This is a genomic window from Arcobacter siniprincipis (SeqCode), assembly GCF_048571125.1.
Lineage (GTDB): Bacteria > Campylobacterota > Campylobacteria > Campylobacterales > Arcobacteraceae > Arcobacter > Arcobacter siniprincipis.
On sequence record NZ_CP182343.1, the window covers coordinates 621,080 to 634,893 of the forward strand.

Annotated in this window: 14 protein-coding genes; all 14 read right to left on the bottom strand. The window is 25.8% G+C overall.

Going from position 1 to position 13,814, the window contains the following annotated elements:
- Window positions 1-3: 3 nt before the first annotated feature.
- Window positions 4-2,097 carry a GmrSD restriction endonuclease domain-containing protein gene (locus ACNI3D_RS03205; protein ID WP_419768218.1) on the bottom strand — a complete coding sequence of 698 codons (2,094 nt, stop codon included), beginning with the start codon at window positions 2,095-2,097 and terminating at the stop codon, window positions 4-6.
- Window positions 2,090-3,307 carry a DNA cytosine methyltransferase gene (locus ACNI3D_RS03210; protein ID WP_419768219.1) on the bottom strand — a complete coding sequence of 406 codons (1,218 nt, stop codon included), beginning with the start codon at window positions 3,305-3,307 and terminating at the stop codon, window positions 2,090-2,092. The genes ACNI3D_RS03205 and ACNI3D_RS03210 overlap by 8 nt, the downstream gene beginning before the upstream one ends.
- The gene (locus ACNI3D_RS03215) at window positions 3,297-3,530 is read right to left on the bottom strand and encodes a helix-turn-helix domain-containing protein (RefSeq protein WP_419768220.1); all 234 of its coding nucleotides are present in this window, start codon (window positions 3,528-3,530) and stop codon (window positions 3,297-3,299) included. Before ACNI3D_RS03215 ends, ACNI3D_RS03210 begins: the two co-directional genes overlap by 11 nt.
- A gap of 711 nt (window positions 3,531-4,241) precedes the next feature.
- Entirely contained in the window at window positions 4,242-4,553 is a 312-nt protein-coding gene (locus ACNI3D_RS03220) for a hypothetical protein (protein ID WP_419768221.1), read from the bottom strand.
- Between the two features lie 54 nt (window positions 4,554-4,607).
- Window positions 4,608-5,900 (bottom strand): hypothetical protein, encoded by a 1,293-nt coding sequence (locus ACNI3D_RS03225; protein ID WP_419768222.1) that lies wholly within the window; start codon window positions 5,898-5,900, stop codon window positions 4,608-4,610.
- Between the two features lie 170 nt (window positions 5,901-6,070).
- Window positions 6,071-6,277: a hypothetical protein gene (locus ACNI3D_RS03230; protein WP_419768223.1), complete on the bottom strand. Its 207-nt coding sequence runs from the start codon at window positions 6,275-6,277 to the stop codon at window positions 6,071-6,073.
- Complete coding sequence (locus tag ACNI3D_RS03235) at window positions 6,255-6,536, bottom strand: hypothetical protein (RefSeq protein ID WP_419768224.1); 282 nt, start codon at window positions 6,534-6,536, stop codon at window positions 6,255-6,257. The genes ACNI3D_RS03230 and ACNI3D_RS03235 overlap by 23 nt, the downstream gene beginning before the upstream one ends.
- Window positions 6,537-6,547: 11 nt before the next feature.
- Complete coding sequence (locus ACNI3D_RS03240) at window positions 6,548-9,172, bottom strand: hypothetical protein (RefSeq protein ID WP_419768225.1); 2,625 nt, start codon at window positions 9,170-9,172, stop codon at window positions 6,548-6,550.
- Complete coding sequence (locus ACNI3D_RS03245; RefSeq protein WP_419768226.1) at window positions 9,162-9,800, bottom strand: hypothetical protein; 639 nt, start codon at window positions 9,798-9,800, stop codon at window positions 9,162-9,164. Before ACNI3D_RS03245 ends, ACNI3D_RS03240 begins: the two co-directional genes overlap by 11 nt.
- Before the next feature lie 150 nt (window positions 9,801-9,950).
- The gene (locus ACNI3D_RS03250) at window positions 9,951-10,496 is read right to left on the bottom strand and encodes a helix-turn-helix domain-containing protein (RefSeq protein ID WP_419768227.1); all 546 of its coding nucleotides are present in this window, start codon (window positions 10,494-10,496) and stop codon (window positions 9,951-9,953) included.
- Between the two features lie 135 nt (window positions 10,497-10,631).
- Window positions 10,632-11,003 (bottom strand): hypothetical protein, encoded by a 372-nt coding sequence (locus tag ACNI3D_RS03255; RefSeq protein WP_419768228.1) that lies wholly within the window; start codon window positions 11,001-11,003, stop codon window positions 10,632-10,634.
- A 10-nt stretch (window positions 11,004-11,013) separates the two neighbouring features.
- The gene (locus ACNI3D_RS03260; protein WP_419768229.1) at window positions 11,014-11,295 is read right to left on the bottom strand and encodes an excisionase family DNA-binding protein; all 282 of its coding nucleotides are present in this window, start codon (window positions 11,293-11,295) and stop codon (window positions 11,014-11,016) included.
- 367 nt (window positions 11,296-11,662) lie between these two features.
- Window positions 11,663-12,976 carry a tyrosine-type recombinase/integrase gene (locus ACNI3D_RS03265; protein WP_419768230.1) on the bottom strand — a complete coding sequence of 438 codons (1,314 nt, stop codon included), beginning with the start codon at window positions 12,974-12,976 and terminating at the stop codon, window positions 11,663-11,665.
- A 383-nt stretch (window positions 12,977-13,359) separates the two neighbouring features.
- Entirely contained in the window at window positions 13,360-13,701 is a 342-nt protein-coding gene (locus tag ACNI3D_RS03270) for a winged helix-turn-helix transcriptional regulator (protein WP_013134442.1), read from the bottom strand.
- Window positions 13,702-13,814 lie beyond the last annotated feature (113 nt).

Sequence of the window (13,814 nt, forward strand, 5' to 3'; positions counted from 1 at the left end):
CCTTTAAATATAATTATTTATAAGTGATGACAACTCACTATAACGTTTTTTTACAGAAGATGCTCTATGAGAATCTCGTCCTATCATATGTGAAAACTCTGTTGTTAATAGAAACTCTTCTTTATATTCTTCTAAAAATTCATTTTTATTCTTTAATAATATTTCAAATTCATTTTCACTTAATTGTAATAATAAATTCCCAAATACTTCAAAAAGTGTCTTATTAATTGGAGTTCTTCTTTTCCCTGGAAAAGATTTTCTAAACGTATGTATCCCAAATATTTTTCTTGCTCTTTTCATTGTTAATTCAAAATCATTAATTAACTGTTCAATATTCTTTTTATTTATGGACATATATATATCATTAAAATCAATGTTTTTTTCATTTTTAAATTCTTCTTTGCATGAATCAAAAGAAATATCTTCCAAAATATTAATAATTCTCATTGTATTACTCAAATAGCTATCCATACTCGAATCTTTTGTATAGTGTACATAATCTCTAATATAAAAACTTAAAAACCTTAATATTAACTCTCTTCCTGCCATTCTACTGTCATCTATGAAATCAACAGCATTTATAAAATACTTATTTTCAACTAAATATTCTAAAAGTAATGTAGATTTACCTTGATATAAAGCATGTCTAATTTCCTGGGATGTTAAAGGCATTCCCCCCGTATTAATCCTTTTAAAAATATTTCTTTTAACCTCTTCTGGAGTATCAGGATTAATAACTGTAAAACTTAATTCAGTTTCCATTATATTATTAAAAAGTTTTCCAGGAAACTTCTGATCATTTAAATTAAGTCCATTAAGGCTACCCCAAAATTCTAAATTTTTTAATTTAAAACCTTTTTCATCATATTTTTCATTTTTTTTATCATATTTTCCTAAAATAAATTCTTTTATTGTTGTAATTCTCTGAAGTCCATCAACAACATCCCAATTATTTTTTTTATCACTAGATACGTAAAACATTGGCAAAGGTATTTTCAACATCATAGACTCTATTAATCTACTTTTTCTTGTATCATCCCATACACTTTTTCTTTGAAAAGGTGGCGTTAATCTAATACTATTTTGTTTCATTCTTCTAAGTACACTATCTAATGATACTGTTTTTGAGTCAATTGAAATTTCTTCTGGATTAAAAGGGGTAACGAATTCATCTTCTTCAATAGAATCACTTTCAATTCCACTATCTAAACCAGATTCTCCTATCTCACTTTTCTCATTTGAATAATAAACATTTCTTTTCCAATTTTCAAATCTTTCTTGATTATTTATAAAATTAGCCCATTTACTAATAACACTTTTATCTGTAGCAGTAACATTGCTATCAAATTCAAATACGTCATTTATTACTTCTTCAGATATGAGCCATTCTAATTTTGAAAGAGTATTGTATTCTTTAGAAAGCCCAAATTCAAAACTATCTATGTCTTCATAATCTGAACTATTAAATGTTAAAATTGAAGAATTTTTAAACAATGCAAGGTCATAGGATACAGCTCTAAGACTTATATCAATTTGAGTTTTACCAAATTCCCGATTATTTTTTAGTATTTTGTCAATTAATTCATCATTTATATCATTATAATTTTTATATGGTTTATCATTATTATTAAATAAATAATAAAATTCATTTCTAGTTAAATATGCATAATCAGGGTTTCTATCATATAGCTTTTTCAATAATATAAGAATCAAAATATATGGTTTTCTTATCTCAATTTTACCTCTATCATCATTAACGTTGTGTCTTGGATATTGAAAGTACGATAAAAAATATTCTAAATAAACCTCTATAAATTTATGCTCATTTATATTTTTTACAATAAATTCATTTTCTTCAACAATAAAGTCATTTCCATTTATTTTATATTGTAATAAGCCTAATAAATTTATTGGGGTTAGAATTTGTCCAAAATAATCCTGATTTGCCTCTTTATCAAATTTTTCTATACAAATTTTTTTCAAATCTTTATATTCTATTCCATATACTTTGCATATAAATTTATTATACCAAGTATCAACATTTTCAACTGTAATATTTTGAACATTGGGCGTATTCCAATACAATTTTTCAGCCATTAATTTTCTCCAATACTTTTTTTATTGCTCTTGCTATTTGATATGACATCAGTGGCGGAACAGCATTTCCAACTTGTTTATATTGATGAGTTCTTGCTCCAATAAATTTAAAATCATCAGGGAAAGACTGTACACGTGCTGCTTCTCTTACTGTAAATGTTCTTTGTTGTTTTGAATCAGGATGGATAAATAAATTTCCATCTTTATATAAATGTGCAACTACTGTTCTTCCAGGTTTATCAAAGTCTTGAACGGTATATCTATTTACAAAATGCTTTGGGTCATAATGAATTAATTCTGGCCGAACTTTTTCTAAATCTTTTAATTGCCATTTATTTTCACTTAATAATTTATATCTTTCTCTATCTAAATCATTATGATTTCTTGCAACATGGTTATATAGTTTATCACAATTATTTTTCCTCATTATCTTAACATAATCATTTTTACTATTAGATTTAAACTCTATTTCTTCATTACCTTCTCCAGGTAAAAAAGAAGGTAAATCTGAAATTGCATCCTTTATTACTCTATATTTTTTTAAACCTTCCTTTATAATATCATCAGGAGCATAATGAGTTTTTTCAATTAGATTATAAATGTTTTCTACATTAATCTTTAATTCTTTCTTTATCCCTATTAATATAACTCTTTTTCTTATTTGAGGAACTCCATAATGAATAGAATTTAACACTATTACTTCAGGTTTTTCACAAACTTCATATCCTAAATTTTGGAATTCTTTTATTATTAAAGGAAATATTTTTTCCCCTTCAGGTTTAGAAGATAATAAACCAACAACATTTTCAAAAAGAAAAATTTTAGGTTGAGTCTTTTTTAAAACTTCAAGATAGTGTTTATACAAATAATTTCGAGGGTCATTCTTCATAGAGTTTGGGTCTTGAGCCCTTCCAACTGTAGAAAATGCTTGGCATGGTGGCCCACCAATTACTACATCTACATCATTTTTATCAATACAATTAATTATATCTTCTACACTTTTGTGCTTTGTTAAATCTCTATGTAATACTGTCTTTTTTATCTCATCATTTGGTATATTATAATCTTTCAATCTATTTGCCAAGGTATTACATGCATTGATATCAAAATCTACATGGCATAACCCATTAAAGTTTTCTCGTAAAAATCCTTCACTAAGACCTCCACATCCTGCAAATAAATCTACAAATGTATACTTTTCATTTTTCATTTTTTAATTCTTTAATTAATTTATTTATATATATTTTATTTTCTTTATTTTGAATAAATAAGTCTAAGTATGATTCAACCCATTTTGCACAATTACTTTCTTTACCATTTCTTTTAGTTGTCCAATTTCTAATTGTTGATATAGGAATATTAGTAAGTTTCGCAAATTTTTCTTTTGAAATCCCAGCAAGGAGTAGTTTTTCTTCAAATTCAAGATTATTCATAATTTTATTGTATCTAAAATATGTTAATAACACTTTAAAATTGTTAATTAATATTTAAATGTATGATTAACAATTTTAAATTGTTAATCACAAAGCTTTGCTATATAGTTCTTTTACTATATTTATCAAAAAATTATAAAGAATATTTTAGATAAAAAGTATTTTTAATTATGTATAGTATAACTTATTTGGATAGGTAATTCAAACAATCATATAGGCTATCTAATATCCCTTGAATGTACATTTTTTCTTTATGATATTTTCCTAATAAATTATTCTTTTGAATTTTAATAAAGTTATATAACTCTTTGTGCTTAATTTTAATTCTATTTTGGATTATAAAGTGGATTATCTTACTTATATAGATATACCCTTTGTACTGTCCCCTAGCATAATAAATATCATTTCTATTTAAGTTAAATAGTATATTCTGGCATCTATTTTTTGAATAGTTCGAGAAGTCAATTAGTATTTTATTAGTTAAATAAATCATTTCATATTGTAATATAATATATATTAATATAACAATATGAAATAAAGAGTATTTACTTAAAATAGTATATTGTTACCCGTATATAGTATATAAAGTTAATTGTTACCGCAATATAGTATATTATTATCTCAATATATGATAAAAGAATAGAATGTTACCCGTATATAATATATATTCACTATGAAATACATCAAAAAATATATTGCGGTAACATTTATCTAAATTCTATTTCCATATTTATCTAAATATTTACCACTTTCTTTAATATAATTTTCTGCTCCATTTTCAGATAAAAGCATAGTAACTATATCTTCATTTTCAAATAGTTCATTATAACTATCCGTAAAATCTACTTCATAATCTACTCTTGAATCATTTGAGATATTTAAGATTTTAAATCCATTATTATTCCAAACGTAGTCCATCATTCTAACATGACAAATAATCTTTTTTGCTTCTTCAAAACTTTGTTCATTTGATGTACCAACTATAAATGTATCTAAGGGTAGGGTGATTTTAATTGTTCTCAAATTTAATTCCTTGTGACAAATTAAATTTATAAATTCAATTTGTTAGTGATTAATTTAATTATACTTATTTGAATTTAAATTTCCTCTTTTTTTAGCCTCTTTTTTTAAGTGTGAAGTGTCTGGAATTTTTTCTAATTTAATTTCTTCAATTTCTTTTTTAAAATTATTAGAAATTTTGAAAGTTTCAAGCTCACTTTTTAATGTTTTAATTAACAAATTCAAATTATCATTTTGGTTTAAAAACATAGCATTTTTATTTCTTAATTCTTGAATTTCTTTTTCATATTTTTTTACTACTTTTTCATAAATTTTATTTTCTTCAAGTGTTATATTTAAGTCGTTTCTAACCTCTTCAGTAATATAAATTAAATCTTCTACTTTTGTATTTAAATTAATGTTTTCTGCTTTTAATTTTGTTTCATTTTTTGTTTTATTTAATAGTTCGTTTTTCAGTGATCTAATTTCATGATTTAATTCTTCAATTGATAAATTTTTTTCTTTTACCAGTGATAAAAGTTCTTTATTTTTATCCTCAATTTTTTTGAAATCTTCTCTTTCTAGCCCTTTATTTTTTAGCTCTTCTCTTAGAGATTTAATTTCATCTTTTAAATCTTTTACTTTAACTTTTTCACTTTCTAATTCTTTTACATGTTTTTTATAGGGTTTATGTTCTAATCTTTCAGCTTTTCCATCATTTAACTCTTTAAAATATTTTTTTAGAGTTGATTGATAAAGTTGTTTGAAATCATTTAAATTATCTGTTTCATTTAAAGCTTTTTTATAAACTTCTTCAAATTTTTTAGGACTCATAATTGATTTATGTCCTCTCTCCATTCCTAAAATCTCAGCAGTTTTATCTTGCAAAAAACTTAGCCTTTTTTTCGTCAAAAATTCTCTTCTGAACATTTGTCTTGCAGTACTTAAATCAAGTGTGAAAAATAATATGTGAGCATGATGATTTTTTCTAATTAAATTACCATCTTCTTCTTGTCCTTCGTCTTTGTGAATTGCAATTTGAAGTCCTTTAAATCCAAATTCTTCTTCTATGAAATTTTGTAATTTTTGTAAATCTTCCATCTTTGTTGTTGGTCTAATATTTACTAATGCTTCCCATAAACAATTTTTCTTATTTGCTTTTCTTGTTCTCCCAACAACTTTTTTTATAGTATTTTTATATAAATTATTAAATAGATTTTTACCTCTTGTGGCATTTATACTAAATTGATTTAGGTGTGAATATTCTTTGAACACTGTATTTGCCATTTTTTCTTCACTTCTATCATTGTGTTCAAAATTGTGTAAATTTGCTTTTTTAAAATTGATAGATGATTTTGCTTCCTTTTGCATATTTGTTTCCTTTTAATTATTTGCGTATCCCCTTGCGGGTAGTAAATCGCTACTATTTTGTCATTGACAAAGGATAGTGCGCACTATCCTTTGTAAACAAAGATAAGTGGCGAAAATTTACCCACAAGGGGATACAATTTTTTTATGCGGGAACTCCCCGCCACAATCTACTACAATCCGCTGTCATATAATCTTTCAATTTCTTCACTTGATAATGTATTCACTAATTCATCAAATGAAAGGCCTTTGATATACCATGCTGTAATTTCTTCATCAGTATTAGTAATAAGTACAGATTTATTAGTGAGTACAGCTATTACTCCATAGGCTTTTTTAATTGCTTCAATTCTTTTTTTATTTGAGGTTATTATTGTCATTTTCTTTATCTTCTTTCTTGCTATATTTTTTTAATATTTTTTGGTTATCTTTAACAAATATATACCAAAACAAAATCCATGACATTACAAAAATATGTAAATAATTCATGCCTAAATTTTTAATAAAATTATCCCAACTATCGAATAATTCTCTATTTTCATTTATACTTGGTTGTATATAAAAGTGGTCAAAAAAGATCCATATAATAAATACTAAAAAAAATGATTGTGTAAATTCTTTTATTCTTATTTTTATCATTTTGATTCCTTTTAAATTGGGTTATGCCATTGACTAGTTCTGCCCTCAACATTTGCTCCAATACTAGTTTGCGTATCAAACCCATCTCTTATGCCAAACATATCAAGTATCATATTCGCGCCGTTTAAAACTAAATAAAATACAACTATAACGCCAATTATTGAATTTGATAGAATTAAGAAGCCTTTAAAAAAAACAAGTCCAAAATCTGCAAAAGCATATGTTGCTCCGTTTTTTAATATTCCGTCAAGGGTGCTAATATCTACACCATTAGTAAGTGCAAACATAGGCTCAAATTGCCAATTAACTAATACAAAATTCATGTTTTCAAAGAACTCTTTTGCAAATAAAGCCATGACTACAGATACAACAATTAAAATAGGTTTAAATGCTAATATAAGCCCATTTTTCATGAATCCTTTAATCAATTCTGCTTGATTTGAAGCAAATGCAAAAGCCACTAAAAATGGAATTACCAAATAATAGAGTTCAATACTCAAATAATAAAAAAATATTACAGAAAAGGAAGCTGTTGCAATCGCAATTATTGGCAAATAACTTACAACATACATCATAATTAGAATAGTTAAAAAAACCGCAATCACAGTAACAATTTTTTCATTACTTAACAGCTTTCCTCCCACTGCCCCTATTAGCTCTTTTCCAATACCAAAAATACCGGTCTTAAGCCCTGAAAAACTTTCAACTGCATTTGAAATAATCCCTTTAAAACTATTGTGAGAATCTTCATTTTTCAACAATTTAGTGATTGTATTTTCTATGCCCGCGGCCATTGGTAGCATCATGTAGCTCATGTTTGACACTATCCATTTAATTGGATAGGTCAATAGTCCTTCTCCTTCTGCTATCTTTCCAATTTCATAGCCACCACTTTGTCGATAATCTTTTAATAATTCTTCTTGGTTTAGTTTGTCACCTTTGGGGTTTTTGAAAATTCCAATGTTGTCAATTATTATTGAAGTTGTTGCAAGTAAAGGCAACGCTGTAAATCCTAACTCTACATCATTTCTAAACTGCATATTTGCTAACATTTCTATTTGTTTTTTTAATGTATTATCTTTACTAGCTAGATTATATCCCTCAATTAGATACTCATAACTTTTCAATTGTTCTTTATTTTCTAATATTTTACGTTCTAAATTATAACAACCGCTAAGGCTCATTATTCCATTTCTTTTATAATCACTTGGATTCTTCATAAAATTAGAATTGTAAAAATTTTTAGTAATCTCTTTACCAATTATACTGCTATATCTTGATACATTTTCACTAGGGGGATAAGTTTGATTTAGTCCAATTGCACTTCCTACAATTTGTTTTAAATTATCAGTCTTGTATGTAGCTTCACATAATGGAAAAGCTTTATTGATTAAAAAATTTTGTTCGTTTTTTAATCTTTCATTTGCAATTCTAGTTGAATTAATTATATCAAGTGGAGCTAGTCCTACTTCTCTTAATTTGTATTTTAAATACGCTTTTGTAGCACTTTGTCCAACTAAATACCCAACTTCTGCTCCTTTGTAAAAAATTGGTCGAATCATTTGGTGAAAACTTGTTTGTGATATTTTCATTTTAGAATTTTCATCATCTGTTTTTATATTTGTTGTTGAAAAAAAGAATAAAAAGAATATGCCAATTCCAAGTAAAATTCTTTCTGAAATATCTTCAAAATCTGCTACTTGAGATATTTGTTTAGTAACTTTATTTAGTACTGCCATAGCTATTGTAATGGGTAAGACAGTGAAGAGAATAAATGTTTTACCAATAAGCATAACTTCATTATATTCATTCAAAAAATTCATAATAAAAATAACCGAATTAGTTAAAATAGCTTTAACAGAACTAACCAAATTAGAACTAGCAACTCTTTGTATTTCACTTGGAATTGGTAATTCATAAAGTCCTACAAGTTCTTTTACTCCCAACCATTTATTATATAGCCACGTATTGTTTTTTTGTATTTCTTTTCTAAATTTATCTTCACTAAAAGCATTTGAATTAGGATATAAAGTATATTTGGGATTTAATCTTATTTCATTAAATTTAAGAGTATTTGGTACATCAATAATTTCATTATCAACTGTAAGCCCCGCTATCATATACTTTGGTACATTTATGAACTCACGTCCCGCTCCAACATCTGTGTAATTTTTATAATATTTATCTTCAATCTTTTTTAAATCTTCATAAGAATCTAAACTCATTTGACTTTTTGATTTTTGTGCCATAATTGGAATAACATTCTTTTCTAAATCTTTAAAACTTTTTAAACATGGTTTAGAAATATTTGTCACTATTGCCAAAATAGAATCTGACGTTTGTTTATCATACACATAACATTGAGTTTTTCCATTTTGTACATCAATGTTAGCAATTCGTCCAAAATAATCATCTTTAAATTCAGGACACGCAAGAACACATTTATCTTGCCCTACCATATTTTTTATATATTGATTTGTTTGTACTATTAAGTTTGTTTTATCATTTGCTTTTTTAGTAGCTTCATTAACTGTTTTTTCAACATCATTTATAACATCATTTATAACATCATTTGGAGTTACATCACCAAATAGTACAATTGAACTTAATATTAATAATAATAATTTATTTTTCATTTTCAATCCTAAAATAAAACCCACCAATAGAAAAGTTAAAACCTAAATTAAACCCTCTCTGAATTCGGAAAAGTCCTTTATTTTTCCAAAATGGAATTAGTGGTCTGTTATGTTTTTTTGCTATATTCACTTTATTTTTCTTCTTAATATCTTTTAAATAATAGTAATTTTGATATTTTTTTAAAATAATATCTCGAATCAAAATCGCTGTAATTACTATTTCAGTTGTATAGACGCTAAATAGGTCAACTAATTGAATATGTTCAGCGTAATTGAAAATAATTAAATATCCAGTCAATGTAATTAAAATTAGATATTTTATAAAGTATTTTGTAAATTTAATTAACACAAAATAACTTATACTTGTAACGAAAATTGAACCTATAAATATCCCAAATTCAATTAAATTAATTGGATAAATTCCAAATGATAAAATCAAAAAAATAAAGATGAAATATTTCAGAATAAAAATTTTCCAATTTGATACTTTTTCAATTTTTGATACTGCAATGTCGCTTTTAACTTTTTTGTTTAAAAAATCAATTTCTAATTCTTTTTCATAACATAACCACAACAAAAAAGGATATTTATTTACCCTAATTTTTGTTTCTTTATAATTTTCTTCCATTTGTTCTTCCTTAGGTCTTTAACTTGCTCTGACGCGTGCGCATAATCCAATATACTGATTTGTCAACCGTAGGGCTACTGACGCCCTACGGTTGTCTCCTATACTTGATTTTTTTCTTTTACTATTTGTGATTCAATATTTTTTTAAATATTAGATTTCAATTTCTTTTTTAATCTTCGCCTTGTCTTTTGCTATTTGTTTATTTAACATTGATTTTTGAAGTTTTTCGAGATTTTCGAGATAATCGTCAGCATAGTAAGCATAGTAAAAGTTAATCTCTTTACTATGGTGGTTCTGGGTGACATCTGGTGGCACTGGGTTGGTGACATCTGATGACACTAGTGCCAATTTGTCACCACTATTTCTTTTATTTTGATTTATAAGTTTTTTTTTGAATATTGGCGTCTCTTCGATATATCTTTTTTGATTAAATTTATAAAATGTAAGTTTATAAATATTACTTCTTTGCCTATTATCTTTAAAACGTGGTAATTTTTCAATCAGTTCACATTTGACAAATTTTTCAATTGTTCTGATTGCTGTTCTTTTGCTTACACAAGCTCGCTTTGCAATTCGACCATAGCTTGGAAAGCATTGAAATGTGTCATCTGCATTGTCAGCTAAAACGATAAGTTGCATTTTATCTGATGGCTCAATTTCTATTTCAAATGCCATATTTAATGCTTTTGTACTCATAAGTTATCCTAATTTAATTAATAAATAATTGAATAATCGGCTAAATTAATGTACAATTAGACGATTAAAACCTGTCGCGGGTATTAATTACTCTCTCTCTTAATCCATGACCAAATTTTTTAAGGGAGTTGAGTTTTACATTGGTATATAATTTCTTACATTTAATTTTGCTTCTTCTGTTAATTCAATTCTGCTTATCCTTGACCCAACTTTTGCCCGAAAGCACTCGATGATAATCCATTGACTTTTCACATATTTTATTTTTACATATGTTGCAATGTACGAATATTTGCCTTTTGTCATCCCATCACCATAATTAATGATAATCCCATCCCAATATTTTTTTGCAATATGCAGTTCCTCTTTTAGTTTTGTTTCTGCTTCATTTGTTAGATAATCAATATATTTCAAATCAATAGTTCTTTCATATGATTGTTTTTGTACTTCTGCCAATAATTCTTCAACTTTCTTTGTATCTTTTATTTTTATATTAATTTTTTTATTCATCTTGTTTTCCTTATATTGTTGTTTTCAGCTTATCAAGCTGTGATTTTTCAATTCTAATAATTCGAGTACCAATTCGCTCTGCTGTTAAGGTACCATCCTTTATTCTATCCCTGATGAATTGTTCGCTCATCGCCAAATATTTTGCACCTTTAGATATTGACATTTTATTTGCTAATTTATATTCATCTTTATCAATATAAATTTTCTTATCTTGGAATAAGTTGATTAAAATATTAATTTTTTCATTGATTTCATTAATCTTTTTATCATCAATTGCAATTAATGTACTCATGTTTTTTCTCCTTTTTGAACTAAGACTTTTAAGTTTATGTTATATTTAAAAATTATTTTTATAACATTTCTTAAGACTTGTAATGAAATTGTAGTCATATTTTTTTGTTTGTCAAGTAATTATAACTCCTATTTTATGGTAGCTACATTAAATAATCGTAAAAATAATATTAACTTAATATTGTTTTACGATTAACTTAATATTAAAATTATTTTTTGTAAAAAAAGAGTATAAAATCATATGATTTTTTATTTATTATTCCATTTTATAATTTTAATTGATGTAAGTATTTTAAGTGCATTTTGAAGAGAAACTTATATAAGTTTATATAAGTTTCATTATAAAATAAGTGGATTGATTTTTTAATTTAAATGAGAGTTTTTATAATATTTTCTAATTCTTTTTTGGATTTCTCCGGAAAAATAGCTTTTAATTTTTCAATTTTTTCTTCATAGTTTTTTTCAATTTTTTTTGAAAATTCGTCATCAAAAATTTCATCTAACATTAAATTTAATGTATTTGATAAAATTTGCTCTTGATAATTTCCATATCGGTCACCTACATTTACGGACTGTTTATGTCCAATGATACTGTCAACTATATCCCGTGAAATTGCATGTTCATTTTTCAAATATACTTGGATACAATTTCTAATTTGATGTTTTACTATCGTTAAATTTAGCTTTTCCCAGTGTACTCTTACTGTGTCATCACTTAATGGTTTAGATTGGTCTGTCAATGCAGTAAAAACATAGCCTTTATTTTTTATTCCTAATGTAATTAGTGTATTTTTTAAACGAGGTGTTAAAATATAACTCATGTCAACCCTAGCTTTATTGTTTGTTTTTTTTATAGTATAGATGTCTTTTTTCAAATCAATATTTTCCCATTTTAATGTTAGTACTTCATTCGTTCTTCTGCCGTGCATTAGCCAAATAAATACTTCTCGAAAAGGTGAATATTCATAGTTCTTTAACTTTAAAAATAAATCTTTTATTTCATCAATTGATAAATCGATTTTACGTGTATTGTCAAGTGGTGGTAGCCCATCCATAGTCGCGGGAGAATCAATATGTATTCTTCTCATTTTTAAAAATTTATATACGGGATTAATAAATTGATAAACTTTTCTTTTTGTTCTTTCAGACAATGGCTTACCAGTTCTTTTATTCTTCATCTTTGAAATTATTTTGATTAAATCTTCATGCGTAACTTGATTTACGGGCTTATTCGCTAGTGAATTTTCTAAATAGTTAGTATAAAATCCCTCTTTTTCTTTTCTATCAAATTTGGTTTTGTCATCTCTACCTTTATATTGTTCTACCTTATAATTAAGATACTGAGCCCAAACAGATGAAAAAAGAGAATTCTCAGTTAGTTCATTTTTCTTATGTTTTTGTATATTAATCTCTGCCATTAGTTTGTTATAAATTAATGAGGATTCTTTAATAGCTTCAAGTAATGTTTTTGTTGGTGAATATTCTAGTATCCTTTTGATATTAGTTCTTTTACCATTTACCATTTTAGATGCTCTTACTTGAATTTTATATGGTGCAATAAATGGAATAGAGTTAGTGTTTATTATTTTACCATTTTGGATTTTTTGTGTAGGTATTTGCCCATCATCTTTATATGATAAGCCACTTGTATTGTATTTTTTTAAATTAAATGGTATGAACATCGAAAAACCTTAAGGACACAATTTAGGACACAAAATGAAACATAATGTGTAATAATATAATATCATAAGATTCTTAACAATATTGCTATAAATACCTTAAAATAGATATTTTTTAAGATGAAACATTAAATCTACTTATAAAACAAGGAGGATTCAAAATCCGGTGACCTCGGTCTTGTCGGTTCAAGTCCGACTAGCGGTACCACCACACAATCTAAAAAGCTCTAATAAACCTTGAAATCCAACTTTAAAGAGAATAATAAAAATACAATAGAAGTAATTGTTCCCAAATATCTAAAAATAAAAATTATAAGTAAACTATTTGAAAAGAGGCAGAAAATACTAGTTTTAGTAGTATTTTATTGGAAGTAAGAAAAAACTATTTATTCTATTTTCCCTCCCATATTTTCAGCATATTGGTCTCCCCATTTTCTCATTGTTTCAAATATCTCAACAAGTCTTTCTCCATGAATTGTAAGTGAATATTCAACTTTAGGTGGAACTTCTGGAAATACAACTCTTTTTATTAGGGATACTTCTTCTAGAGATTTTAGCTTTCTATTGATTGTTCTTTGTGAAGTATCTGGAATTCTTTCGGATAATTCACTAATTCTCAATGGTTTAATTGATAAATTCCAAAGTATTAGAAATTTCCATTTATCATCAACTATCTCCATAGGAATATTGCATGAACATTTATATTGTTTTCCATTTAGTTCAATCATGTTTATCCTTTTTTATATTTTAACTAATAATTTAAAAAAAGTCAATTACGACATAAAAGTCATTACTTGACAATAATGTCACAATTGGATAATATTCCAGAATTAAAAAAAGG